Genomic DNA, 22,765 nt, shown 5'->3' on the forward strand with positions numbered 1-22,765 from the left:
CTGATCTGCGCGCTCTGAAAACGATTCGCCATTGGAAAAAAATGCATGCCTGCCGTACCGCTTAACCAAATTCAAGCTCAAATCGCTGAACTCTCTTGGAAGTACACCCGCGCGCCGGAATATGTGGAAGGCCTGCGCGATCTCTTCAACCAGTATGGCAGCCTGGTATTTAAGAAAGGCCAGGTTACGCGCAAATTGCGCGCGTATCCCTCTTTCCATGTCCCCCCTGTCTTGATGAACCAGCTCGAGATGTCTCTCATCGCCAATCACCGCCGCTACCCGCAAGCCAGCCTGGCCCTGGTAGACGCCCTGTGGCAGGAAGAGATGATTGAACCCAAAACCCTGGCCGCTGCTCTGCTGGGGCGTGTCGACGTTGGAGAGCCGGAACCGATCATGCAGCGCATTCTCCTTTGGTGCCAGCCCGATCTTCATCCCCTGGTTCAAGAGGTCGTCTTTGATCATGCCACCCTGACCCTGCGAGAGCGCTACGCGGCCGTTTGGCTGGCTCAGATTGAAGCCTGGGCAGATCACCCAACCCAAACGATTCAAAATATGGGGCTGCGCGCCATGCTCCCCCTGGCAAAAGACCGCCAATTCAACAACCTGCCGCCCCTATTTCGCCTGCTCACGCCGTTGGTTCAATCCTTCACCCCCGACCAGCAGCCCGTACTGGCAGAATTGATCACCGCCCTGGCACGCCGCACGCCGGTGGAAATGTCCTTTTTGCTCCGGCAAATATGCCAGCGCGGCGTCTCAAGCGCATCGCTTCGCATGCTGCGCCGCCTTTTGCCGATCTTTCCCCTTCACGAGCAGGAACAACTTCGCCAGGCGATCAAAGACGCTTCTCCCACATCCTGACGGTACACGCGCCAGCCTGGCGCGTTCTTAATGAAGTTCTCAGCCTTCCTTAAATTCAGATGGAGAAGGCTCGCGCAGCGCTTCCACCACCACGTTTTCAAAATCCTCATCCGGCGTCCCGCTGATTCTTCCCACCTCCAGCCCATTACGCACCACCAGCAGCGTCGGATACTCCTTCACTTTCCAAATGGCAGCGACATTGGTCAGCTTCTCATTCTCTTTCTCCAGATTGAAAAAACGCACAGCCTGAGAGTAACCCGCTTCATCCATCAAGAGAAAAACCCTCTGCGCCATCATCCGGCTGTCAGAAGATTGTAAATTCATAAACACCAGCAGTTCGCTGCCGTCCTGCAATCTCTGAATATCACTAACCAGCTCACCGTCCAGCTCTTGCGCACCTTTCAGATCAGTTTGCCAGTTTGCCAGCGCTTCAATATCTGCCCGGGTTACCCAGCCCTCCAAACCAGAAGGGCTGTAACCCGTCTCTGCCGGGCTGCACGCGGAAAGGCACATCACAACCAGGAGCACCACGCCAATCCAATAATCTCTGTTTATCATCTCGAATGGACTCCTCATCCGACCCGTATCATTATGATAGATTCAGAAGAAAAATGGCACATCAATCCAAAAATATCCCAGCCGTTAATGCGCCGGGATATTTATATCACACCCAGATGGCTGATCCAATCCATCTGGTAGAAGATCTGCAAATGCACGATTCGCGTGGCGAATGATGATCACACACTGATCACATGATCCGCCATTTGTATTGCAGTCAGTATATCCCCCATGCCCCCAACGACCCCGACTTTTACTTGATCGGTTAACCGAAAGAAATCAAGACAGGTCAGGCATAATACCAGTTCCACGCCTTTCGCCTCCAGCTCTTGTAATTCCTCCAGCGCCTCAGAGCCACTGCAAGCCAGTTTTACACCTTCGGTATAGAAGAGAATCTTTCCAGGGAGATTTCCAGATTCAATGGTAAGGCGCAAAAATTTCTTTGCCAACTTGCTTTGCAGTTCCACCGGTGCGTGCCCCATGCCATTTCGGCTGAATACAATGACAGCATTTTTCATTTTTTCCTCGATTCTCAGTATTCTTTCATCGTTGGGTCAATTTCCCTGGCCCAGGCCAGGATTCCACCCGCCAGGTGGCGAGCTTTTTCAAAACCTGCTTCGCGCAGAATCCGAAGCGCCCACAAAGAGCGAACCCCGCCGCGACAATACAAAACCAGATCTTCATCTCGCCCCCAATCATCCAAGTGATGGGCAATCTGATCATGTGGAACCAGCTGCGAGCCTGCGAGCACCGCGATTTCCACCTCTTCAGGTGTTCTTACATCAATTAATCGGATTGGCCTTCCATTTTTTATTTCCTCTGCTAATTGAGCCGGAGAAATTTCCCAGCTATCATTGATTGATGCGTCTATCTTTGGCAGCGGCTCGCCGCAAAAACTCGCGGTGTCCATCAGTTCGCGAATTTCGGGTTGAGCGCCGCAAATCTTGCAGGCCGGGTTTTTGCGTAAATCAATCAAATCAAAACGAAAAGTCAACCCATCCACCATCAACAAACGATTCACTGCCGGCGTTCCAGCTCCCGTGATCAGCTTTACCGTTTCCAGCGCCTGCAAAGTTCCAATCAGCCCCGGCAGCACCCCCAGCACGCCGCCCTCCGCGCAGCTCGGGGTCGTACCCGGCGCAGGTGGCTCAGGGAACAGGCATCGGTAACAAGCTCCCTGGCGTGCATCAAACACCCCAACCTGTCCATCAAATCGGTATACCGCTCCATACACATATGGCTTGCCCTGCAAAACACAAACATCATTTGCAAGATAACGCGTCGCAAAATTATCGGATCCATCCAGCAAGATATCATACTGTCTGGAAAGTTCCAGCGCGTTCTTGCTGGAAAATACTTCGGGGTGAGCAATCACTTCAATATCTCCATTCAACCCAAGCAGGCGCGCCCTGGCCTGTTCCACCTTCAGCTTGCCCACCTGACTTTGGTCAAACAGGATCTGCCGCTGCAAATTCGAGTAGGAAACCCAGTCATAATCGATCAGACCAATCCGGCCAACCCCGGCTGCTGCCAGATACAAAGCTGCCGGTGATCCCAGCCCTCCCACACCAACGATCAACACCGAAGCATTCTTCAATTTTCTTTGGCCCTGCAAGCCCACACCAGGTAGACTCAGATGGCGCGAATAGCGCAATACTTCTTCAGATGACAGGTCAGGAAGCATAATCCCTCACAAATGATGAACTCAAGCCATTATACGTTCAAATTACCAGGCCCGGGAGCCTAGAACAAGAGAGAACTGACACATCTGCAAACACCCACCCCCTCCATGGCTCAACCTTCCCTCCGCTCCAAACCTCTGGTATAATCACACCAATGACTGGTCCGGTTCGCGGCTTTGGCTGCTGGCCTGGAGACCTGCACAAAACATCAGAAAGGAGATGCAGTGTCATGACTTTTACAAAAGAGCAAAAAGCAGAGGTAATTGAAAAGTACCGCCGCGACGAAACCGACACCGGTTCGCCTGAGGTACAGGTCGCGATTTTGACTTATCGCGTCAATCAACTTACCGATCACCTTCGCACCCACAAGCACGATGAATCTTCCCGCCGTGGTTTGCTCAAACTGGTTGGCCAGCGCCGCCGTTTGCTCAGCTACCTCAAGTCGAAAGATTACAACCGCTATGTGGCCCTTGCGGACAGTCTCAACATCCGCAAGAAATAACATACAGCCGTCTTGATCGTGTGCGAGTAGATGGAAAAGTGGTTCTTTCCATCTACTCCTTTTTTTAGTACAATTAGGTATCGGGCAGTTTTGCCCCAATCAATCACCACCCGCCGCCGGTTGGGTATTGAAAAAAGATGATGAGGCGTCTCCTCTTCGCCTGTTTTCAGTCCCTGACCTCGCGAGGGTGGATTAGCGAGGAAAAAACGTAAATGATGCAAAAACAACCAAATATCTTTTCGACCACAGTCAGTGGCCGAACCCTGACCTTTGAAACCGGTCGTTTTGCCGGCCAGGCAGGTGGAGCAGTAACCGTTCGTCTTGACGATTCGGTCGTGTTTGCTGCCGCCACCATGTCTCCCAAGGCCCGCGAGGGGATCGATTTCTTCCCCCTTTCCGTCGACTACGAAGAGCGCCTGTATGCCGGCGGCCGTATTCCCGGTTCGTTCTTCCGCCGCGAAGGCCGCCCCAGCACCGACGCCATTCTGGTTTCACGCCTGACAGACCGCCCCATTCGCCCCCTGTTCCCCAAGAACATGCGCAATGAGGTTCAGGTGGTTATTTACTCCTTCTCTGCCGACGAAGACAACCCGCTCGATATTCTGGCCATCAACGCCGCTTCAGCCGCGCTGGCCATCTCCGATATCCCGTGGGAAGGCCCCGTTGGCGCCGTCCGCGTAGGCTATATCGACGGTCAGTTCATCATTAATCCCACCTATGCCCAGATTGACGCCTCCGCGCTCGACTTGCGCATTGCCGGCACCCGCGACGCCATCCTCATGGTCGAAGCTGGTGCGAATGAACTCCCTGAAGACCTTATGGTCAAAGCCTTGGAAATCGGCCACCAGGCCATCCAACCCATTGTTGATCTGATCGAAAAAATGGCTGCCGAAGTGGGCAAACCCAAGAGTGAGATCATCCAAAACGTTGTCGATGAAGATCTCAATGAAAAAGTCTACCAACAGGTGAAGGACGAAATCTACAATCGCCTTGAAGCCCCTCACACCAAAGCTGAACTGTACGATTCCATCGACGCCCTGGAAAAACAGATCGTCGAAGACTATACCAAAGACAGTGAAGACGATGCCCTGGCTGGCAAAGTCAGCAGCGCGTTCCAAGAAGCCTACAAGCGCGTTGTTCGCGACCGCATCCTCCTGGAAGGCAAACGCCCCGATGGCCGCGCTAAAACCGAAATTCGCGATATCTGGTGCGATATTAACCCCATTCCTCGCGCGCACGGTTCGGGCATCTTCACCCGTGGCGAAACCCAGGTGCTGACGCTGGCCACGCTTGGCACCCCCAAAGAAGCGCAGGAAATTGATTCTCTGGCGCCGGTAACCACCAAGCGCTACATGCACCACTACAACTTTCCTTCCTTCTGCACCGGCGAAGTGAAACCGCTGCGCGGCCAGTCTCGCCGCGAAATCGGCCACGGCGCCCTGGCAGAGCGCGCCCTGGTTCCGGTCATTCCCGACGAGCAGGATTTTCCCTACACCATTCGCCTGGTGTCCGAAGTCCTTTCCTCAAACGGATCGTCTTCGATGGCCTCGGTGTGCGGCTCCACCCTCGCTCTCATGGATTGCGGCGTGCCGATTAAGGCGCCCGTTACCGGCATTGCGATGGGTCTGATTAAAGAAGGCGACAAATACACCATCTTAACCGATATCGCCGGTATTGAAGATCACCTGGGTGATATGGATTTCAAAGTTGCCGGCACAGAAGAAGGCATCACCGCCCTGCAGATGGACATTAAAATTAAGGGCATCACCCCGCAGATCATGTCTGAGGCCATCGCCCAGGCCAACGCTGCCCGCGAAATCATCCTTGAGAAAATGCTGGATGTCATCGACCAGCCGCGCCCCGAACTGAAATCCTTTGTCCCGCGCATCACCATTGTAAAAATCCCCGTGGAAAAAATTGGCGCGATCATCGGCCCAGGCGGCAAGAACATTCGCTCCCTGCAGGAAGAAACCGGCACCAAGATCGATATTGGTGAAGACGGTTCGGTTTTCATCGCCGCCACCAATGCAGACGCCGAACAGGCTGCTCGCGAGCGCATTCTGATGTTCTCCGAAACGCCCGAGATTGGCCGCATTTACACCGGCAAAGTGGTGCGCGTGGTTGATTTTGGCGCGTTTGTTGAGATTTTACCGCACGTTGACGGCATGGTTCACATCTCCCAGCTCGACACCGAACGTGTGGAACGCGTCGAAGACATCGTCAGCGTTGGCGATGAGATCACCGTTATGGTTACCGACATCGATGCTGGCGGCAAAATCCGTCTCTCGCGTGTGGCCGTTCTGGAAGGCTGGACCGTAGAAGAAGCCATGGAAAATGATCGCGGCGGCAAACCGCGCTCTGGCGGTGGTGGCCGGCCTGGTGGCAGCAGTGGACGCCGTGATGGCGGCGGCAACCGCCGGGATGGCGGACGGCGCGATGGTGGGCGTCGCGACAGCGGCCGCCCTCACTAATCGGCTCTAATGACAAAACAAAACCGGGTGCTTTTTGCGCCCGGTTTTTCTATCCCACAATTAAGCCGACTTACGGCTGGTTGGCAAGGATGGCATTTGAGGCCCAGGTTGATGAAGAAACTCAGCCAACGCTGCCCGCATTGCAATCCGGTCATCCCAGGCATATTCCGTGGTGCCAAAACACATCGACTGCTCGTGCCCTTTGCCACAAGCGATTACCAAATCACCGTCTTTCGCCATTTGGAGCGCGAAACGGATGGCGTCCCCACGGTCTGGCACCCGGAAGAATGATATTCCTTCTTCCGCGCCCACTTTCGCAGCCGCCGCGGCCATCTCAGCCAAAATATCGTCCAGCGACTCGGTGCGGGGGTCTTCAGCGGTAAATATAGATATATCCGCGAGGCGCGCTGATTCTTCGGCCATCAAATGCCGCTTCTCCCGATCCCGCAACCCCGCAGAACCAAACACAGCAATCACACGACCCTTGGTTAATCTGCGCGCTGTTTCCAGGGCTTTCCGTAAAGCGTTTGGCGTATGCGCAAAATCCACCAGAGCGGTAAACTTTTGTCCAAGGTTAATCCGCTCCATCCGCCCGGGAATGCCGTGCACAGCCGCAACACCGCGCGCTGCCACCGGCGGGTCAATTCCCAACCCATAAATCGCTGCCGCTGCCGCTGCCAGGATATTGGACACATTGTAATCACCTACCAGAGGGCTGACAATCGGCAGGCGAAACGTATCTGAAACCAGATCAAAATGCAGTCCGCACGCGTCAAAGCAGATGTTCTCACTCCAGATGGTCGCCTGATTGGAGGTCTGCCCGTAACAGACCAGGTTTTCTACCGGTTTTTGCCGTAAATATTCATACGACATGTCATCCCGGTTAATGACTGCAACACGGGGATTGCCGTGTTTTTTTGGCGCGGTTTCGGCCAAATAATCAAGCAGCCGCCCTTTTGCGGCGCGGTAAGCCTCATACGTCCCATGATAATCCAGGTGTTCATGGGTGATGTTGGTCACCACCGCCACATCAAACTCACATCCTGTTACCCGGTCTTGTGCCAGCCCATGAGAGGTTGTCTCCAGGACTACATAGCGCAATCCCGCGGTTACCATGCGCGAAAGCAGCCGTTGGATCTCTGGCGCGTCAGGTGTGGTTACATGAAACCCGGTATCCAAAATCTCATCACCAATCACCGCGTTGACCGTTGAAATGATCCCGGTTGGGTAACCGGCCTGGAGCAAAATGTTGTAAATCAGGTTGGACGTCGTCGTCTTGCCATCCGTGCCGGTAACACCAATCACCGTCAGCTGCCGCGCCGGGAAACCAAAAAACGCCGCTGATAAATATGCGCTGGCGGCACGTGAATCGCTCACCTGAATATAGGGCACGTCAAATTTTCCCTCCAGTGCCTCGCTGCCCACAATCGCGGCTGCGCCTTTTTTGATCGCCTCAGGAATGTATTTGTGCCCATCGACCATATCTCCCACCTGGGCCACAAAAAGGTTTCCCGGGGTCACCTTTCGCGAATTTTGCTGCACGCCGGTGATCGAAACAGCAGGAATTTCCTTTAGTGACAATACTTCAATTGGAATTTTTTGAAATAGCTGTGCCAGGTTTTGTTTCACGAATCCGGGCATACGGTCTCCTTAAATCAACACAGGGTTTTGGCGGTCACTTTTGCCTGCCAAAACCCTGGTTCAGTAAATTGAGTAATCCCTACTTTAATCCTCGGTAGAGATCTTCCAGTTGGCCGGCAACAGAACCGTTAATCACATGGTCGCCGATTTTTATAATTACACCACCTAAAATGGATGGGTCTACCTCGTATTGTACCTTAATCTCACCCTGGATTTGCTCTTTTAAATTATTTTCAATAATTTCAACTTCATCCGGCTCCAGAGGTAACGCGCTGATTACATGCACAAAACTGCCTTTTTCAGACCGGCCATCCAGAACCACCAATTTTTTATCCCGAATGCCAGAGAAAAACTCTTTGAGCAGCGCGTGCTGCCGCGCTTCGTCCTGAATCAACGACTCTTGAATCAAGCGGTGCGCCGCTGCAATGGCCAACACGCTTACCTGGTGGCGCAGCTTGAAGAAAACATCATCCCGCTCGCGTTCCATCTCTTTCAACATGGAATCGCGTTCAGCCTGGGCTTCAGCCGCGGCGGTTTGCCGAATATCCAGTGCGTTACGCTCCGCGCGTTCGTTGGCTTCCTGGACGATCTTATCGGCTTTCATATGCGCTTCGCTTATGATCTTTTTCGCCTCTTCTTCAGCGCGTGCTCGCGCCTCTGAAGCAATGCGTGAATCATTCATGCTCTGCGCCAAAGCGTCTTGCCGGTTCTGGATCACTCGGAAAATGGGTTTCAGCACCCAGGCGTAAACCACCACCATGATAATCCCAAAATTTAAGATCTGGACGAGAATGTACCCCAAGTTTAACCCTAATTGATCCATGGGGAACTCCTTTCTTTCTAACCGATAATTCTTAGAAAACAAACAGGATCAACAGAGCCACAACCAGGCAGTAAATCGCTACCGCCTCAGCAAACGCAATGCCCAATATCATGTTGGTTTGGACATTTCCAGAAGCGTCTGGGTTGCGCGCCATACCTTGCACAGCCCCATTCACCAGGATTCCAATGCCCGCGCCAGCGCCAATCGTCCCGATCATTGCCAGGCCAGCCCCAATCAGTTTTGCAGCCGCTACAATATCTCCAGTCATTAGTAAAATCCTCCTCAGATGAAAAAGAATAATGTTTTCAAAGGATCAGGCTTCGTGTTCCTGGTGTTTTTCATCATCACCATGCCCGTGCAACGCCATCGACATAAACACCATCGCCAGCATACCAAATACAACCGCCTGAATCGCGCCCACAAAGAACTCCAGTCCTAAGAACGCGGATTGCGCAACAACAGGCAGCAGAGAACCAATCACAAACAGCATCACCGATCCGGCGAAAATATTGCCAAACAACCGGAAAGAGAAAGAGAGGATCTTGGAAAGCTCAGAGATGATCTCCAGAATGCCCACACCCCAATCAATCAGGCCGAGCATGGGTTTAGTAAAGATGGTCTTTACATTCCAGAATTTTTCAAGGTACTTAACTCCTTGCGCCTTGAAGCCAAAATACTGCACCATCACCATCACAATCAACGCCAGCGCCACGGTGAAGTTCAAATCAGTGGTAAGCACACGCACAAAAGGCACCACAGCAAAACCTTCTCCGGGGGCAGGCTCACCCTGCACCAGTGTAGTCAACCCCAACACCTGGCGTACCGGGTGCCCCTCTTCGCTGTGATGCAGAAAGCCAATGCTGTCCACGCCTGGGATCAGCTCCATCCAGTTGGCTACCAGTACAAATAGGAAGATGGTGAAAAACCAGGGGAAGATTTGCTTGGCCCACTTTTTTCCGGCGGTATTTTCGGTCAGATTATAGATATACTCAACCAGGGCTTCCAGTGCCAAAACAAAACCGTTGGGAACTTTATCCTCGTTGCTATATTGCTTTCGCACCATCAGCGCGATCCCCAGAATGATCAAATCGACAAGGATCATCGCGACCATGGTGTTGGTCAGGTAAAAATCTCCCAATACCGGTAAACTGAAAAGCGGGTGCTCTGTCAGTGCCTCGGCGGGGAGAATAATCTCCGGGCGAACCGGGGCAATCAGACGCGCGCCAATAATCTGCAAAATGATTAACCCCAGAACAATCCACCGGAATTTTCCATAGCGCCATTTAGGCTTCGTAATCTCTTCCAATTCCGACTTCCTCCTTCTCGAACTTTGTCTCTTCACCGGTTTCGCCCTGTGATTTCCGCACCTGATAGCGGCTCAATACCGAGCGCAGTATCCACAATGTAGACCCAATGGACACAGGAATACTCACCAGCATGGTCACCAGAGTCAACAGCGGTTTTGTATTCAAGGTCCGATCTAAGAATAAACCCAAGACTAACGCCAAAACAATAATTAGCACCGTCGCGCATCCCACCTGGCCGGTAACCAGGAGGACCACTTTGCGGTATGCTTTCGAGTCAATTTGTTGGACAGGTTCTTTTTCCATCATCAGAATTGTTGCGATTATATCACCAATCTGGTCTTATTTATTAATCCAGCCTGGCTCGCCGCCTACCCAACGCGAGCCGGCTGCAGCCAGCAACCAGAAATAAGCCCACGCCGATCCATCGTTGCGGCCCCAAGGCCAACCCTGGGATCATCGAACGAACTGGAATATCCAACGGTTTCGCCAGCAAAGCTGTGCGCGCTTTCTGCTGCTCTGCCGGCCGCACAAAGGTCGCGTGCACCCACATCGTTCCGCTGACCGCGCCGCTTTCCATTTCATCATCCGAAATTTGCCAGCGCAGTTCCTTCCAATCCGTTCCCTGAATAGGCATAGCCAGCTCACCAATGGGTAACGAGTTTCCGCCATTAATCGCAAGGTTGGCTTCCAGGATCAGGTTCAGCGCTTCCGTTTGAGATCCAAGATTCGTTCGCAGGCGAATTTCGCTTTGGCCGCCCTGCCAGAGCCAGGTTGGCGCATCCACAATCAGCTCGCGGCCTTCCAGCAGCGCGATCAAGTCGGTGGGCAAATTCAATGTGCGCGGGTTCAAAACAACCCGCTGAACATCGGTCTTTACTGGCAGCCAGCTCAGTCCGAATAGAACTGCGCCGGCGATCATTCCTGCAGCCATCAACCACCTGCCAAGATGGGTCATCAATCCTCGCTCATCCAATCTCAGGAATTAGTCGCCATACCGCAATTCGGTTGGTAATGTTCTACTTGCATTATCATTATCGACCATTTTTTGCAGAGTTTACCCGCATTTCGACTTCTTGAACCATTTTTACACTTTTTTTATTCTTCCAGCCGCTTCGACTCATCCCAAAACGCGTCCATTTCTTGCAGCGACATATCTGTCAGCTTGCGGCCAGTTTCTTTCGCGCGCTTTTCCACGTGCGCAAAACGCCGCTTGAACTTCGCGTTCGTTTCCCTTAAAGCCGATTCCGCTTCAATATCCATCCAGCGCGCCAGGTTGACAATGCTGAAAAGCACATCCCCCAACTCTTTACGGCGTTCATCGGGGCTGGCCGCGCTTTTAAATTCTTGCAGCTCTTCCGCCAGCTTCTCGGTAACTCCCTCAATATCGTCCCAGTCGAATCCAACCCGCGCCGCGCGTTCTTGATACTTCTGCGCCTGGCTGAGGGCTGGTATGGCTTTGGGAACACCGTCCAACAGGCCATTATTCTTCTGCTTACCGTTGGCGGCGCGCTCCGCTTCTTTCAGTTTTTCCCAGTTCCTTAAGACTGTTTCGCTGCCTTCTACCTCACTCACGCCAAAAACGTGCGGGTGGCGGTACACCAGTTTGCGCTGAATATCCTGCAGCACCTCTGTCATCGTGAAGTTGCCGCTCTCAAACGCAATTTGCGCGTGCAATACAATCTGCAGCAGCAGGTCTCCCAGCTCTTCGCGCAGAGCAGCGGGGGCTTGGCTGTCAATCGCGTCCAGCGTTTCATAAGCCTCTTCCAACAGCGATGAGCGCAGGCTCAAGTGCGTCTGCTCGCGGTCCCACGGGCAGCCATTTGGCGCGCGCAGATGGGCGATCAGGTCTTGAAATGCCTCAAACGACCCATCTTGTGCAACTGGCGGGAGATAAAGGGTGGTAAAAGCATCCCAGTGGTCTTCCTCGCCAAGTTTTTGCAAGGTGCACTCGCGCACGTGCTGGTCTGCCCAGCCCGCATGGTGAACCACAACCAACCGGTGATCTGCCGGGTAAACCGCCTGCAGCCTTTCCGCCAGTCTCAATGCCATCTCGCCATCTTGCAGGCGGGTTAAAAACCAACCCTGGCATGGATTCAAAGGCGGATGATAATATTGCAGGACCTGGCTGGATTCCACCCTACCGGTGATCTCCTCTGCACCCAGTTGAACCGCCGCGGCTGCCGCAGATAACAGGCTCAATCCGCCGATCACGCGCACTGAAATACCCTTCAGCCCTGCCTGCTGAGCAACCCTGCGGCATACCGCGCTGTCTTCCAGCGGATTTCCGGCTGAGGCCAGCGTAAGGCCGCCCAATTGATCAACCAGCGCGCAAATTTGTTCCGCCTGGACGCGCGGTGATTCACCCTGCCCTGCCAGAGGCAGCAGTACCCGCCCCTCCAACGCGGGGTGATTGGGGGGTTCACAGGCCATCAGGGTTGGGCAGATCTGCAGCCAATCCCATGCCTCACGCGTTAACCATTTGGGGTCTCCCGGCCCTAAACCCACAATCACCAGACCAGCCGATTCTTTTTCCATGATTCCTCATTCCCCAAAATGCGTCAGACTATCCAGCCTGATCACAAATTCCAGAAAAAACAAAGCAGTGTTCTCTGGCATAATGAACCAGAAAACACTGCATCGAATGATCAAACAACCACCAAAAGGCTTAACGTTTGGTGTAGGTCGGGGCCTTGCGGGCGCGTTTGAGACCTGGTTTCTTGCGTTCCTTTACGCGCGGATCGCGGGTCAGGAAGCCGCCTTTGCGCAGCAGAGGGGTTAAAGTATTGTCATACTTCACCAGTGCGCGAGCCAGCCCCAGAACAACAGCGCCGGTTTGGCCGGTAACGCCGCCGCCCATCACCTTGACAGTCACATCGAACTTGCGTGATTCATCGCCCAACACATTCAAAACCGACTCGATCATTTCTTTATCGCCCAGGCGGGTGAAGAAGTCTTCGATCGGTTTCTCATTGACAACAATGCTGCCAGAGCCGCTCATCACACGCACACGCGCGGTGCTTTCTTTGCGACGCCCAACGCCTTCAAAATATTGAACGCTCATTTTCCATCAGCTCCTTTAAGCAACAGGTTGGGGGTTCTGAGCTTCGTGCGGATGCTCATTCCCGGCATAAATCTTCAATCGTTTCAGCAATTTGCGCCCCAGGCTGTTGTGCGGGAGCATACCCCACACAGCATGGCGAATGACGCGGTCAGAATGTTGGACCATCTGATCCTTCATGCTGGTCGCGGTCAGGCCGCCGGGGAAATTACTGTGTCGATAATACATCTTGTTCTCAAGGCGTTTTTGCGCAATGGAAAGCTTATCGACATTAATCACTACAACAATATCGCCCATATCCACACCTGGGGTAAAGGTGGGTTTGTGCTTGCCCAGAAGGTAAGAAGCAATCTGGGTCGCCAGGCGGCCAACGTTTTGGCCCTCTGCATCCACCAGCAGCCAATTGGGCTCTGTTTTTCCCTTTATGACGTAGGTCTTTTCCACGTTCACCATCTCCAATCGCTTGTTCTTGTCGGCTCAAATCTCATCCGATTTGGTTACTTCACTCTTCAGCCCATCCAGCGAATAACACACTTGATAAAGGTTCAACCCTTGCGGTGGTGCCAGGCCAGGGGTCTGCGGCTGAGCAGCTTCTATCGCGTGCTCAAAGGCTTGCAGGCTCAACATACGCTGACCTGCCAGCACAGACCAAAAAACCAGGCGCCGCACCATGTGATACAAAAAGGCATTGGCCGTAATCTCCAACTGCAGACCTCCGGCTAGCATCCGCCAGCCTGCCCGGTAAACCGTACGAATTGTGCTGCCTTGCTCTCGGGGCGGGGAACCAAAAGCAGCAAAGTCATGCGTTCCGGTGAGCAGCCTTGCAGCCGATTGGAGCAAATCGCAATCAACTGCGGGCCAAACGCGCCAGGAATAGCGCTCGCGGAGAGGATCCCGCTCTGCCTCGCAAAAAATCTGATAGCGGTATGTGCGGGCTGTCGCATCGTAGCGCGGGTGAAAATCATCTCGCGCCACTGCAATTGCCCTCACCGCCACATCCGAAGGCAGATTAGAATTCATCGCCCGGCCCAGCGCTTCGGGTGAATGGCGCCAGTCAAAATCAAATGCAATCACCTGCCCAGAAGCATGCACCCCTGTATCGGTTCGTCCGGCCGCCAAAATCGTCCGATCTTGCCAGCCAATCCTCCGCAGAGCTGCCTCAACTTCCGCTTGCACGGTGCGCGCTCGTTCTTCCTGGCGCTGAAACCCGTAAAAGTGCGTGCCGTCGTAGGCTAAAGTAACTTGGTAACGTGCCATCCCATACCGGTTATCCGGATGGTTTAATCTTCAACCAATTCCAAGCGGACCATTTCAGCAGAGTCACCCTGCCGCAGTCCCAACCGGAACATCCGCGTGTAACCGCCGTTGCGGTTCGCAAAGCGCGGGCCAATATCTTCAAACAACTTCTTCACCACGGTCGCGTTCTCCAGGCGGGAGGCGGCCAGGCGGCGCGCGTTGACTTTCTCAACATCGCTGGCCTTTTCCGCGTTGCGCGCCAGGGTAATCAACTTCTCCGCGTCGCCGCGAATTGCCATCGCTTTTGCGCGTGTGGTTTGAATTTTCTCATGGGTGAAGAGTTGATTAATCAACGTGCGGCGCAGCGCGTTACGTTGGTCTTTCGATCTGCTCAGTTTATAACCAGCAACTTGGTGTCGCATCTCTTAATCACTCCGTATCAGTTTCATCTCGCAGGAAACCTTTTTCCCGCATTTTATCGCGCAATTCATCCAGACTTTTCTCACCGAAATTGCGGATCGACATCACAGCCTCATCACCCTTTTCCAGCAGCTCAATCACGTTGCCCACCGTGGTGATGCCCGTGCGCTTCAGAGAGTTGAAGACACGCACCGACAGGTCCAGATGTTCAATAGGTGTATCAATCGCTTCACTGGTCAGGCGGCTTCCCGTTACTTCCACTTCCTTCTTTACCATCAGCATTTCTTCATTGACACCCGAAATGTAGCGCAGGTGATCAATCAGAATGACCGACGCGGTAGAAAGGGATTTCTCAGGAGAAACCGTTCCGTCCGTCCAAATTTCCAGAGTCAGCTTATCGTAGTTAGTGCTCTGACCAACCCGGGCCGATCCAACCGTCCAGTTCACCCGTTTAATCGGGCTGTAAATTGCGTCTACAGGTAACTCGCCAATCGGCAGGCGGCCGGTGCGCTCATTGGCCGGGGAATACCCGCGCCCGCGCTCTACCACCATATCCAGGTCCAGGCGCGCAGTCGGATCGTCGACGGTGAACAGGTACAATTCGGGGTTGGTGATTTCCACTTCGGCCGGGCATTGAATATCCGCCGCCGTTACTACACCCTCGCCACGCACATCCAGGTGCAAATGAGCCTGATCCACATCATGGAGGATCATGCGCAGCTGCTTGATACGCAGCATCACCTGAATGACATCTTCGCGCACACCCGGAATGTCGCTGAACTCATGCAACACATCCGTAAAGCGCACCGAAGTAACCGCTGCTCCTTCCAAGGAAGAAAGCAGAACACGGCGCAGCGCGTTCCCAATTGTGACACCGTAGCCACGTTCCAGCGGCCCGATCACGAACTTACCATAATTCCGAGCTTCAGCTTCCCGCTCGATTTTCGGCATTACCATATTACTTAGAGCTGTCACAAAGCACCCCTTCTCGATGCACCTTTGATTCCCGCGCACCGAAATATCAGGCTTTAGCGCGAGTAGTACTCAACGATCAACTGTTCGTCCAGGTTACCGTCGATCTCAGCGCGCTCCGGCAGGCGCAAAACACGACCCGTCCAATTCTTCAGATCGCGTTCCAGCCACAAAGCACTATTACGGCTTTCAGCCACCTCTGCGAGGTCCTTGAACATGGGTTTCTTGGCTGATTCTTCACGAACTTCAATGCGATCGCCAACCTTCAACAAAGTTGAGGGCACGTCGGTGCGGCGGCCGTTGACCATAAAGTGTCCATGAGAAACCATTTGACGAGCCTGATTCCGACTCGCGGCCAGACCCATGCGGTATACCACATTGTCCATACGCAGTTCAAGCGTTTGCAGCAAATTCAAGCCCGTCAGGCCGCGTTTGCCCAAAGCAACCTCGAAGTAGCGGCGGAACTGTCGTTCCAGCACGCCATAAATGCGGCGCGCTTTTTGTTTCGCGCGCAGCTGGCGGGCGTAATCCGATTCGCGACCGCGAACATTGTGCGCGCGGCCGTGCTCGCCAGGAGCGTAGGCGCGGTGCTCAAAAGCGCATTTGGGGGTAAAGCAGCGCTCACCCTTGAGGAACAGTTTTTCACCTTCTCGCCGGCACAATTTGCAAGCCGGTCCAATATATCGAGCCATAAGATTTCTTCCCTCTTACAAGATCTAAATTATACGCGGCGCTTTTTGGGCGGGCGGCAACCGTTGTGCGGCACCGGGGTCACGTCAGAGATCGAGCGGACTTTCATGCCCATACCCTGAATAGCGCGGATCGCAGACTCACGGCCGGGGCCGGGGCCTTTGATGATAATATCCACTTCTTGCACACCCATCGTCTGGGCAGACTTGATCGCCTGTTCAGCAGCCAGGCGCGCCGCGAACGGCGTGCTCTTGCGCGAGCCCTTGAAGCCCGCCGACCCAGAGCTGGCCCAGCAAACGGCATTGCCCTGCTGATCTGTAACGGTCACAATCGTGTTATTGAACGATGCAAAGATGTGCACCTGCGCCGATGATAAACTTCGTTTGATCTTTCGAGGAGCTCCTCCTCGGCGCGTCGAACGTACTGATTGAGCCATAATACCTCTCTATCAACCTTTCAACCATTTTATCGCGTCAAAATAACCCTGGTTTTCATTCCCGACTGGGCAGCCGTGGGGAGGGAAGGACCCCAACCAGTCGGTTCAGTAGACCAAAACTATTTCTTCGCTGCTCCACGGCGGCGGCCGCGACCGGCAACCGTCTTTTTCGGTCCCTTGCGCGTGCGCGCATTCGTGCGGGTGCGCTGACCGTTTAGCGGCAGGTTGCGGCGGTGTCGCAAGCCGCGGTAGCAGCCAATTTCGATCAGGCGCTTAATATTCATCTGCACTTCGCGGCGCAGATCGCCTTCTACTTTATAAGACTTCGCGATATACTCGCGCAGCGCATTGGCCTGATTCTCGTCCAGATCTTTTACGCGAATTTCTGGCGCAACGTCGGTCGCTTCGAGAATAGTCTTGGCACGCGTCGGCCCGATACCGAAAATATAGGTCAACGCTACGTCAATCCGCTTATTGCGCGGAAGATCAACACCTTCTATACGAGCCATAATTCCTACCTATCCCTGTCGCTGCTTATGATTTGGATTTTCGCAAATCACGAACAAGTTGCCGTGTCGTTTCACAATTTTGCACTTCGCACAGCGCTTCTTAATGGAGGCTGTTACCTTCATGCTTCACTCCTTACTCAAGAATAATTACAAAATCATTCTGTCCAGCCAAAGACGTTATTATACCGGGTCTTGCCTTGATTGTCCAGTTTCAAAACCATCGCCGATCTGAACCGGCGGTTTCCCGTTTGCCAGCAGGGTGAGAATCATCGGGCCGTTCTCGGTTACCGCCACGCTGTGCTCAAAGTGCGCCGTCAGCGAGCGGTCTGCCGAGATGACCGTCCAACCGTCTTGCAGCACCTTTGTCCGCCAGGTTCCCACCAGAACCATTGGTTCCAGTGCGATGGTAATCCCAACTTTCAAAGGCATCCCGGTGCCTGGCACCCCATAATTGGGCACCTGCGGTCCTTCGTGCATCTTTCTTCCCACACCATGCCCGGTGTATTCGCGGGTTACATACAGCTTGTGGCTGGTCACGTACTTCTCAATGGCCGCAGACACATCCCCGGTGGTATTGCCCGCAACCATCTTCGCGATCCCCACATAGAGAGATTTTTCTGTCACTTCGAGCAAGTTTCTGGCTTCCGCTGAAATTTCTCCAACACCCGCCGAAAACGCCGAATCCGCAACAAATCCCTCATACACCGTGCCACAGTCCACCGAGACGATATCCCCTTCCTTCAGTTTTCGCTTCGTTGTAGGGATACCATGCACCAGTTCCTCATTGATGGAAATGGTGGTGCTGGCCGGATACGGAATAGGTCCGGGCACACCAATGAACGGGGAATACACTCCGTATTTGCGATGCACCTCTTCCACCGCCGCGTTCAAATCTGCGGTGGTGGCGCCGGGGCGAATGGCTGCCGCTGCGGCAGCCAGCGCCTCTGCGTTGATCCGGCCAGCCTCACGCATAATCTCGATTTCGTGCTGGCTTTTAATGTTAACGTTCCGTTCCCAAGACATTAGCCGACCTTCTTAATCACCTCAAGCAGTGATTGGGTTACATGCTCAATCGGCAGCGTGCCATCGACTTCAGCCAAAAGGTTTCGCTTCTGGTAATACTCGATCAGCGGCGCGGTTTGAGATTCATACACCCGAATACGATTTTTCACTGTTTCGGGCTTATCATCTTCCCGTTGATACAGCGCCGCGCCGTCAGTGTCGCAGACGCCCGTTTGCTTGGGTGGGTTAAAGACACTGTGGTAAACATACCCACATGTCGGGCAGGTCCAACGTCCGCTCAACCGTTCCACCAGCACCTCGGCCGGCACAGTGATCAGCGGAACAACATCAATCTGCTTACCCTGTTTTGCCAGCATCACCGAAAGCGCCTCGGCCTGGGCAGGCGTGCGCGGAAAACCATCCAACAGAGCGCCTTCGGCACAATCGGGCCGGCTTAACCGCTCTTCAATCATCGAAATGGTTACATCATCCGGCACCAACTCGCCCCGATCCATATAGCCCTTCGCCAGCTTGCCTAACTCGGTCTCTTTCTTCAAATTCTCGCGAAAGATATCGCCAGACGAAATATGAGCCAGTTTTAGCTCTTGCGAAATCGCTTGCGCCTGTGTTCCTTTTCCAGCGCCGGGAGGTCCGAGCAATACAACGTACATGGTTCTACCCCTTGATCAAGCTGTCATCATAACCGTGCAATTTCAGCTCGGTATCGATGATATTGAAAGTATCGCGAACAACACCAACCACGATCAGCATACCTGCGGCAGAGATCAGCGACAGGCCTGCCTGTTGAATGTTGAGCAGCTCACCCAGAATAAAGGGCAAAACAGCCACAAAGCCCAGGAACAAAGCCCCCGGCAGCGTGATACGCCGTTGCACTTTAGTCAAATAGCGCTGGGTGGGGCCGCCGCGCGTAACACCTGGAATTTGAGCGCCCTGTTTCTTCAGATTGTCGCCATAGTTTTGCTGGGCAAACAATACGTCCGTGTAGAAGAAAGTGAACAGCACCACCATCACAAAGTACATCAATGAGTACCACGGGCTGTTACCACCAAACACATCCGAAACACCCTTCGCCAGGTTGGCCACCCACTCGGTTTTCGAAGCCAGGAAGAAACTGGCTACAATCGCCGGAAAGGTGAGCATAGACTGGGCAAAGATCAGCGGGATCATACCGGCCATATTGACCATCAAAGGCAAGTTGCTGCGCACCGGCATAGACATGCGGTTGCCAATCCGTCGGCCGGGGAACATCACCGGCACATTGCGGCGGCCTTGTTGCACAAACACAATCGCGAAAATCGTCAGCGCCAGAATGACCAGCATAATAATCGCCAGCCACCAACCGCGCTGCTGATCACGCAAAATCGCGTTCAGGCTCTCAGGCAGGCGCGAAACAATACCCGCGAAGATGATCAACGATAAACCCTGATTCGGAATACCATACTCCGAAATCAATTGTCCCAACCAGATACCAAACATCGTACCCGCGATCATGCTCAATAAAGCCGTTGCGGTCGAAAGCAGCAAATCGCTGCTAAACCCAATCTGCAAAATCGGCGCACCGGCGATTGAATTGAAAATGTTGATCTGTCCCACAGCCGAAAGCAGCGCCATCGGAACAGTCAAAATCACCGTCCACTTCTCCATCCATTTTTGGCCTTCGCGCGGGTTTTCCTTCATCTTCGCTTCCAATGCCGGAATAATCGGCATTAGAAGCTGAAGGATGATTTGCGCGGTAATGTAGGGGTAAACACCCATCGCCAGAACAGAAAAGCGGGAGACCGTACCACCCGAAAGCAGGTCGAGTAAACCAACCAGATTCCCAGCCGCGCCGCCAGCTTGCGTCAACTGTGACAACGCCAAACGGTCGATACCCGGAACAGGGATGTTCGCCGCCAGACGGTACAGAATCAACAAACCCAGCGTGATCAGGAGTTTCTTTCGAATATCCTCTGATGTCCAGAGATAGCGCCAAGCTGATCGCTTCATGCGTGGGTCTCCTTTACTAACAGTGTTAGCCAATAATCTCGACGCTGCCGCCGGCCGCTTCAATGACCGCTTTAGCGCCTTTGCTTACACGCTGGGCTTTCACCGTCAGCGCCACAGTCAGCTCACCCCGGCCCAAAACCACAACCGGGTTTTTCGGCTTGCTGATCAATTTTGCATCGGCTAACAACTCTGGTGTAATCACCGTACCAGCCTCAAAGCGGGCCAGCTGCTCCACATTGATTTCGTTATATTCAACCCGGTTAATCGGAGTGAAGCCTTCACCACGCATAAAGGGCAAGCGGCGGTAGAACGGCAGGTTACCGCCCTGGCGGTACAATTTGCCGCCAGAACCATTGCGCGCACCCAGGCCTTTGGTACCGCGGCCGGCGGTTTTACCCTGACCGGCAGCATGGCCGCGGCCAACGCGTTTTGGTTTCTTTGTGGCGCCTTCATTTGGCTTAAGATCGTTCAGTTTCATCACTCTACCTGCTCTTCCACTTTAACCAAGTGATTAATCTTTCGCAGCATTCCTTGCAGCGTGGCAGAGTCTTCTTGCACAACACTCTGATTGATTTTGTGCAGACCCAGCGCGCGCACGGTAGCTTTATGTTTTTCAGTGTTGCCAATCACGCTGCGAACCAGCGTGATGCGAAGTTTCTTCGGCTCGCTTTTCTTAGCCATTCTTCCTCCGCTCCCAGAACGGCAAAAGCTCTTCCACTGGTTTACCGCGGTGCGCGGCTTCTACCTTCGGGTCTTTGATCGACTCAAGCGCCTGGAAGGTGGCCTTTACCACATTCAAAACATTCGTGCTGCCCAGCGACTTCGTCAAAATATCGCGAACACCAGCAGCTTCCAAAACAGCGCGTGTGCTGCCGCCCGCAATAACGCCCGTTCCACGAGAAGCGGGTTTCAACAAAACTCGCGCACCGGCCACACGCCCCATCACCTCATGCGAGATGGTGGTGCCAGACAGGGCAACTTTGTGCATATTTTTGCGGGCGCGTTCGCTCGCTTTGCGCATCGCATCCGGCACCGCATTGGCCTTACCAATTCCCAGGCCCACATTGCCGTTATTGTCACCAACAACCACAGCCACGCGGAATTGGAAGCGACGGCCACCTTTTACAACTTTGGCGACACGCGCAATTTCAATCACGCGCTCGTCCAGTTGGTCTTCCATCGGTTGGAAATTATCCATAATCTTTGGCCCTCTACTACCTTTCGATTATTGCCTTAGAACTCAAGGCCTGCCTCACGGGCTGCCTCTGCCAATGCCTTTACACGGCCAATATATTTGTAACCGCCGCGGTCAAACACAACCTGCTTCACGCCTTTTGCCAAAGCGCGCTCAGCAACCAGTTGGCCAACCAGTTTGGCCTGTTCCGACTTCTTCATCCCATCCAGCTTTTCGCGCAGCTCGCGATCCACCGAAGAGGCCGAAGCCAGGGTTACACCAGCCACATCATCAATTACCTGGGCATTGATATTGGCAAGGCTGCGGAATACCGACAACCGTGGACGCGCAGGCGTCCCACTGATGTGTTTTCGAACGCGATTGTGTCGGCGTTCACGAGCTTCAGATCGAGTCATCTTTGTCATAGCTCACCTACCTGTTAAGCCTTGCCGGTCTTGCCAGCTTTGCGGCGCACCTGTTCACCCAAATATCGAATACCCTTACCATGATACGGTTCGGGCGGGCGTACTTTGCGCACTTCGGCTGCAGCCTGACCAACTACTTCTTTATCGGCACCCATTACCTTCACAATACGAGTCTTTGTATCAACATCAAAGCTCAAGCCTGGTTTGGGTTCCACAACAACCGGGTGAGAGTACCCCACATACAATACCAGGTTCTGGCCGTTCATCTCGGCCCGGTAACCAACACCCTGGATTTCTAGTGATTTCTCAAAACCAGTACTCACACCGGTGACCATATTATTAATTACCGCACGGGTCGTTCCATGAAGCGCGCGGGCGCGCGGGGTTTCGTTCGTGCGCGTTACGGTTAAGATGTTGTCTTCAACACTCACCGCCACCTCAGGCAAATGCTCATAGCTGAGCTGACCTTTGGGGCCTTTCACGCTCACTGCGTTTCCCTGAATATCCACCTGCACTCCGGCTGGAATTACCACGGGCATACGTCCAATTCGAGACACAGTATCCTCCTTAACTCAGGCTACCAGACCTTACAGATAATTTCACCGCCCACGCCAAGTTTGCGCGCGCGCTGACCGGTCATTACGCCTTTAGGGGTGGTCAGAATTGCAATACCCAAACCGGACAAAATCCAGGGGATATCTTGCTTCTGAGTATATACACGGCGGCCAGGGCGGCTTACCCGCTCTAAACCAGTGATCACCGACCGTCGTTCGCGGCGTTCACCCACATATTTCAGCTTTACCCGCAAAGTAGCGAAGGTGGGCTTTTCTCCATCAGCAACCTCAAAGTCACTGATGTAGCCTTCTTCTTTCAGTATGCGGGCAATTTCCGCCTTCATCTTCGACGAGGGCATTGCCACAACACTCTGGCCAGCCATCACGCCGTTACGAATGCGTGTCAACATATCAGCAATCGGATCATTTACGCTCATTCT

The 22,765-nt window shown here is 53.6% G+C and carries 31 protein-coding genes; 3 read left to right on the forward strand and 28 right to left on the reverse strand.

Features of this window, described 5'->3' with window-relative positions; all coding sequences use genetic code 11:
- Window positions 1-45 precede the first annotated feature (45 nt).
- Window positions 46-858: a hypothetical protein gene (locus tag ADN00_RS12505; protein ID WP_075063327.1), complete on the forward strand. Its 813-nt coding sequence runs from the start codon at window positions 46-48 to the stop codon at window positions 856-858.
- A gap of 39 nt (window positions 859-897) precedes the next feature.
- Here the strand turns inward: ADN00_RS12505 and ADN00_RS12510 are convergent, their stop codons facing one another.
- The 3 genes from ADN00_RS12510 to moeB all read right to left on the reverse strand — a co-directional run bounded on the left by ADN00_RS12510 (window position 898) and on the right by moeB (window position 3,100).
- Window positions 898-1,416 carry a YbbN family protein gene (locus ADN00_RS12510; RefSeq protein WP_075063328.1) on the reverse strand — a complete coding sequence of 173 codons (519 nt, stop codon included), beginning with the start codon at window positions 1,414-1,416 and terminating at the stop codon, window positions 898-900.
- A 179-nt stretch (window positions 1,417-1,595) separates the two neighbouring features.
- Window positions 1,596-1,934: a DsrE family protein gene (locus ADN00_RS12515; protein WP_075063329.1), complete on the reverse strand. Its 339-nt coding sequence runs from the start codon at window positions 1,932-1,934 to the stop codon at window positions 1,596-1,598.
- 14 nt (window positions 1,935-1,948) lie between these two features.
- Entirely contained in the window at window positions 1,949-3,100 is a 1,152-nt protein-coding gene (gene moeB / locus ADN00_RS12520; RefSeq protein WP_075063330.1) for a molybdopterin-synthase adenylyltransferase MoeB, read from the reverse strand.
- A 227-nt stretch (window positions 3,101-3,327) separates the two neighbouring features.
- On the opposite strand from moeB, the gene rpsO reads away from it, so the two are divergent.
- Both rpsO and ADN00_RS12530 read left to right on the forward strand, forming a co-directional pair.
- On the forward strand, window positions 3,328-3,600 hold the full coding sequence (rpsO, locus tag ADN00_RS12525; protein ID WP_075063331.1) for a 30S ribosomal protein S15: 273 nt from the start codon (window positions 3,328-3,330) through the stop codon (window positions 3,598-3,600).
- 212 nt (window positions 3,601-3,812) lie between these two features.
- Window positions 3,813-6,071: a polyribonucleotide nucleotidyltransferase gene (locus ADN00_RS12530; RefSeq protein ID WP_075063332.1), complete on the forward strand. Its 2,259-nt coding sequence runs from the start codon at window positions 3,813-3,815 to the stop codon at window positions 6,069-6,071.
- 60 nt (window positions 6,072-6,131) lie between these two features.
- Here the strand turns inward: ADN00_RS12530 and ADN00_RS12535 are convergent, their stop codons facing one another.
- The 25 genes from ADN00_RS12535 to rpsH all read right to left on the reverse strand — a co-directional run bounded on the left by ADN00_RS12535 (window position 6,132) and on the right by rpsH (window position 22,762).
- The gene (locus tag ADN00_RS12535; RefSeq protein ID WP_075063333.1) at window positions 6,132-7,712 is read right to left on the reverse strand and encodes a UDP-N-acetylmuramoyl-L-alanyl-D-glutamate--2,6-diaminopimelate ligase; all 1,581 of its coding nucleotides are present in this window, start codon (window positions 7,710-7,712) and stop codon (window positions 6,132-6,134) included.
- A 79-nt stretch (window positions 7,713-7,791) separates the two neighbouring features.
- Window positions 7,792-8,535, reverse strand: coding sequence for a F0F1 ATP synthase subunit B (gene atpF / locus ADN00_RS12540; protein WP_075063334.1), 744 nt, complete (start codon window positions 8,533-8,535; stop codon window positions 7,792-7,794).
- A gap of 31 nt (window positions 8,536-8,566) precedes the next feature.
- Window positions 8,567-8,803, reverse strand: a complete 237-nt coding sequence (atpE, locus tag ADN00_RS12545; RefSeq protein ID WP_075063335.1) for an ATP synthase F0 subunit C — start codon at window positions 8,801-8,803, stop codon at window positions 8,567-8,569.
- A 45-nt stretch (window positions 8,804-8,848) separates the two neighbouring features.
- Window positions 8,849-9,841, reverse strand: a complete 993-nt coding sequence (atpB, locus tag ADN00_RS12550; protein WP_075063336.1) for a F0F1 ATP synthase subunit A — start codon at window positions 9,839-9,841, stop codon at window positions 8,849-8,851.
- Window positions 9,819-10,145: an AtpZ/AtpI family protein gene (locus ADN00_RS12555; protein ID WP_160317524.1), complete on the reverse strand. Its 327-nt coding sequence runs from the start codon at window positions 10,143-10,145 to the stop codon at window positions 9,819-9,821. The genes atpB and ADN00_RS12555 overlap by 23 nt, the downstream gene beginning before the upstream one ends.
- A gap of 43 nt (window positions 10,146-10,188) precedes the next feature.
- On the reverse strand, window positions 10,189-10,773 hold the full coding sequence (locus tag ADN00_RS12560; protein ID WP_075063338.1) for a hypothetical protein: 585 nt from the start codon (window positions 10,771-10,773) through the stop codon (window positions 10,189-10,191).
- A gap of 164 nt (window positions 10,774-10,937) precedes the next feature.
- Window positions 10,938-12,377 carry a nucleoside triphosphate pyrophosphohydrolase gene (gene mazG / locus ADN00_RS12565; RefSeq protein WP_075063339.1) on the reverse strand — a complete coding sequence of 480 codons (1,440 nt, stop codon included), beginning with the start codon at window positions 12,375-12,377 and terminating at the stop codon, window positions 10,938-10,940.
- A gap of 130 nt (window positions 12,378-12,507) precedes the next feature.
- Window positions 12,508-12,903 carry a 30S ribosomal protein S9 gene (gene rpsI / locus ADN00_RS12570; protein WP_075063340.1) on the reverse strand — a complete coding sequence of 132 codons (396 nt, stop codon included), beginning with the start codon at window positions 12,901-12,903 and terminating at the stop codon, window positions 12,508-12,510.
- A gap of 15 nt (window positions 12,904-12,918) precedes the next feature.
- The gene (gene rplM, locus ADN00_RS12575; protein ID WP_075063341.1) at window positions 12,919-13,353 is read right to left on the reverse strand and encodes a 50S ribosomal protein L13; all 435 of its coding nucleotides are present in this window, start codon (window positions 13,351-13,353) and stop codon (window positions 12,919-12,921) included.
- Window positions 13,354-13,377: 24 nt separating this feature from the next.
- Window positions 13,378-14,157 carry a tRNA pseudouridine(38-40) synthase TruA gene (gene truA, locus ADN00_RS12580; protein ID WP_075063342.1) on the reverse strand — a complete coding sequence of 260 codons (780 nt, stop codon included), beginning with the start codon at window positions 14,155-14,157 and terminating at the stop codon, window positions 13,378-13,380.
- Window positions 14,158-14,180: 23 nt separating this feature from the next.
- Window positions 14,181-14,558: a 50S ribosomal protein L17 gene (gene rplQ, locus ADN00_RS12585; RefSeq protein WP_075063343.1), complete on the reverse strand. Its 378-nt coding sequence runs from the start codon at window positions 14,556-14,558 to the stop codon at window positions 14,181-14,183.
- Window positions 14,559-14,565: 7 nt separating this feature from the next.
- Complete coding sequence (locus ADN00_RS12590) at window positions 14,566-15,507, reverse strand: DNA-directed RNA polymerase subunit alpha (RefSeq protein ID WP_269083468.1); 942 nt, start codon at window positions 15,505-15,507, stop codon at window positions 14,566-14,568.
- A 77-nt stretch (window positions 15,508-15,584) separates the two neighbouring features.
- Window positions 15,585-16,220 carry a 30S ribosomal protein S4 gene (gene rpsD, locus ADN00_RS12595; protein ID WP_075063345.1) on the reverse strand — a complete coding sequence of 212 codons (636 nt, stop codon included), beginning with the start codon at window positions 16,218-16,220 and terminating at the stop codon, window positions 15,585-15,587.
- 29 nt (window positions 16,221-16,249) lie between these two features.
- Window positions 16,250-16,654, reverse strand: a complete 405-nt coding sequence (gene rpsK / locus ADN00_RS12600) for a 30S ribosomal protein S11 (RefSeq protein WP_075063346.1) — start codon at window positions 16,652-16,654, stop codon at window positions 16,250-16,252.
- Window positions 16,655-16,773: 119 nt separating this feature from the next.
- Entirely contained in the window at window positions 16,774-17,163 is a 390-nt protein-coding gene (rpsM, locus tag ADN00_RS12605) for a 30S ribosomal protein S13 (protein WP_075063347.1), read from the reverse strand.
- Between the two features lie 9 nt (window positions 17,164-17,172).
- Complete coding sequence (gene rpmJ, locus ADN00_RS12610; RefSeq protein WP_075063348.1) at window positions 17,173-17,286, reverse strand: 50S ribosomal protein L36; 114 nt, start codon at window positions 17,284-17,286, stop codon at window positions 17,173-17,175.
- A 57-nt stretch (window positions 17,287-17,343) separates the two neighbouring features.
- A complete protein-coding gene (gene map, locus ADN00_RS12615; RefSeq protein WP_082390111.1) occupies window positions 17,344-18,186 on the reverse strand; it encodes a type I methionyl aminopeptidase in 843 nt (280 codons plus the stop codon).
- Entirely contained in the window at window positions 18,186-18,836 is a 651-nt protein-coding gene (locus ADN00_RS12620) for an adenylate kinase (RefSeq protein ID WP_075063349.1), read from the reverse strand. Before ADN00_RS12620 ends, map begins: the two co-directional genes overlap by 1 nt.
- Before the next feature lie 4 nt (window positions 18,837-18,840).
- Complete coding sequence (gene secY / locus ADN00_RS12625) at window positions 18,841-20,172, reverse strand: preprotein translocase subunit SecY (protein ID WP_075063350.1); 1,332 nt, start codon at window positions 20,170-20,172, stop codon at window positions 18,841-18,843.
- 25 nt (window positions 20,173-20,197) lie between these two features.
- Window positions 20,198-20,650: a 50S ribosomal protein L15 gene (gene rplO / locus ADN00_RS12630; RefSeq protein ID WP_075063351.1), complete on the reverse strand. Its 453-nt coding sequence runs from the start codon at window positions 20,648-20,650 to the stop codon at window positions 20,198-20,200.
- Window positions 20,650-20,853: a 50S ribosomal protein L30 gene (gene rpmD, locus ADN00_RS12635; protein ID WP_075063352.1), complete on the reverse strand. Its 204-nt coding sequence runs from the start codon at window positions 20,851-20,853 to the stop codon at window positions 20,650-20,652. The genes rplO and rpmD overlap by 1 nt, the downstream gene beginning before the upstream one ends.
- Window positions 20,846-21,370 (reverse strand): 30S ribosomal protein S5, encoded by a 525-nt coding sequence (rpsE, locus tag ADN00_RS12640; protein ID WP_075063353.1) that lies wholly within the window; start codon window positions 21,368-21,370, stop codon window positions 20,846-20,848. Before rpsE ends, rpmD begins: the two co-directional genes overlap by 8 nt.
- 35 nt (window positions 21,371-21,405) lie before the next feature.
- Window positions 21,406-21,771 carry a 50S ribosomal protein L18 gene (gene rplR / locus ADN00_RS12645; RefSeq protein WP_075063354.1) on the reverse strand — a complete coding sequence of 122 codons (366 nt, stop codon included), beginning with the start codon at window positions 21,769-21,771 and terminating at the stop codon, window positions 21,406-21,408.
- Window positions 21,772-21,785: 14 nt separating this feature from the next.
- Window positions 21,786-22,328, reverse strand: a complete 543-nt coding sequence (gene rplF, locus ADN00_RS12650) for a 50S ribosomal protein L6 (protein WP_075063355.1) — start codon at window positions 22,326-22,328, stop codon at window positions 21,786-21,788.
- A 20-nt stretch (window positions 22,329-22,348) separates the two neighbouring features.
- On the reverse strand, window positions 22,349-22,762 hold the full coding sequence (rpsH, locus tag ADN00_RS12655; protein ID WP_075063356.1) for a 30S ribosomal protein S8: 414 nt from the start codon (window positions 22,760-22,762) through the stop codon (window positions 22,349-22,351).
- Between the last annotated feature and the right edge of the window lie 3 nt (window positions 22,763-22,765).

It is taken from the genome of Ornatilinea apprima (assembly GCF_001306115.1).
Taxonomy (GTDB): domain Bacteria; phylum Chloroflexota; class Anaerolineae; order Anaerolineales; family Anaerolineaceae; genus Ornatilinea; species Ornatilinea apprima.

Bases quoted from the DNA above. Each gene is read 5' to 3' on its own strand.
- rplO (WP_075063351.1), bottom strand. From the start codon at position 20,650: ATGAAACTGAACGATCTTAAGCCAAATGAAGGCGCCACAAAGAAACCA.
- ADN00_RS12505 (WP_075063327.1), top strand. From the start codon at position 46: ATGCCTGCCGTACCGCTTAACCAAATTCAAGCTCAAATCGCTGAACTC.
- rpsM (WP_075063347.1), bottom strand. From the start codon at position 17,163: ATGGCTCGTATAGAAGGTGTTGATCTTCCGCGCAATAAGCGGATTGAC.
- ADN00_RS12530 (WP_075063332.1), top strand. From the start codon at position 3,813: ATGATGCAAAAACAACCAAATATCTTTTCGACCACAGTCAGTGGCCGA.
- rpsO (WP_075063331.1), top strand. From the start codon at position 3,328: ATGACTTTTACAAAAGAGCAAAAAGCAGAGGTAATTGAAAAGTACCGC.
- ADN00_RS12535 (WP_075063333.1), bottom strand. From the start codon at position 7,712: ATGCCCGGATTCGTGAAACAAAACCTGGCACAGCTATTTCAAAAAATT.
- rpmD (WP_075063352.1), bottom strand. From the start codon at position 20,853: ATGGCTAAGAAAAGCGAGCCGAAGAAACTTCGCATCACGCTGGTTCGC.
- rpsI (WP_075063340.1), bottom strand. From the start codon at position 12,903: ATGAGCGTTCAATATTTTGAAGGCGTTGGGCGTCGCAAAGAAAGCACC.
- rpsE (WP_075063353.1), bottom strand. From the start codon at position 21,370: ATGGATAATTTCCAACCGATGGAAGACCAACTGGACGAGCGCGTGATT.
- ADN00_RS12620 (WP_075063349.1), bottom strand. From the start codon at position 18,836: ATGTACGTTGTATTGCTCGGACCTCCCGGCGCTGGAAAAGGAACACAG.
- ADN00_RS12510 (WP_075063328.1), bottom strand. From the start codon at position 1,416: ATGATAAACAGAGATTATTGGATTGGCGTGGTGCTCCTGGTTGTGATG.
- atpE (WP_075063335.1), bottom strand. From the start codon at position 8,803: ATGACTGGAGATATTGTAGCGGCTGCAAAACTGATTGGGGCTGGCCTG.
- rpsK (WP_075063346.1), bottom strand. From the start codon at position 16,654: ATGGCTCAATCAGTACGTTCGACGCGCCGAGGAGGAGCTCCTCGAAAG.
- ADN00_RS12560 (WP_075063338.1), bottom strand. From the start codon at position 10,773: ATGGCTGCAGGAATGATCGCCGGCGCAGTTCTATTCGGACTGAGCTGG.
- moeB (WP_075063330.1), bottom strand. From the start codon at position 3,100: ATGCTTCCTGACCTGTCATCTGAAGAAGTATTGCGCTATTCGCGCCAT.
- ADN00_RS12590 (WP_269083468.1), bottom strand. From the start codon at position 15,507: ATGCCGAAAATCGAGCGGGAAGCTGAAGCTCGGAATTATGGTAAGTTC.
- truA (WP_075063342.1), bottom strand. From the start codon at position 14,157: ATGGCACGTTACCAAGTTACTTTAGCCTACGACGGCACGCACTTTTAC.
- secY (WP_075063350.1), bottom strand. From the start codon at position 20,172: ATGAAGCGATCAGCTTGGCGCTATCTCTGGACATCAGAGGATATTCGA.
- rpmJ (WP_075063348.1), bottom strand. From the start codon at position 17,286: ATGAAGGTAACAGCCTCCATTAAGAAGCGCTGTGCGAAGTGCAAAATT.
- ADN00_RS12555 (WP_160317524.1), bottom strand. From the start codon at position 10,145: ATGGAAAAAGAACCTGTCCAACAAATTGACTCGAAAGCATACCGCAAA.
- rpsD (WP_075063345.1), bottom strand. From the start codon at position 16,220: ATGGCTCGATATATTGGACCGGCTTGCAAATTGTGCCGGCGAGAAGGT.
- rplM (WP_075063341.1), bottom strand. From the start codon at position 13,353: ATGGTGAACGTGGAAAAGACCTACGTCATAAAGGGAAAAACAGAGCCC.
- map (WP_082390111.1), bottom strand. From the start codon at position 18,186: ATGTCTTGGGAACGGAACGTTAACATTAAAAGCCAGCACGAAATCGAG.
- rplQ (WP_075063343.1), bottom strand. From the start codon at position 14,558: ATGCGACACCAAGTTGCTGGTTATAAACTGAGCAGATCGAAAGACCAA.
- rpsH (WP_075063356.1), bottom strand. From the start codon at position 22,762: ATGAGCGTAAATGATCCGATTGCTGATATGTTGACACGCATTCGTAAC.
- atpF (WP_075063334.1), bottom strand. From the start codon at position 8,535: ATGGATCAATTAGGGTTAAACTTGGGGTACATTCTCGTCCAGATCTTA.
- rplR (WP_075063354.1), bottom strand. From the start codon at position 21,771: ATGACAAAGATGACTCGATCTGAAGCTCGTGAACGCCGACACAATCGC.
- ADN00_RS12515 (WP_075063329.1), bottom strand. From the start codon at position 1,934: ATGAAAAATGCTGTCATTGTATTCAGCCGAAATGGCATGGGGCACGCA.
- mazG (WP_075063339.1), bottom strand. From the start codon at position 12,377: ATGGAAAAAGAATCGGCTGGTCTGGTGATTGTGGGTTTAGGGCCGGGA.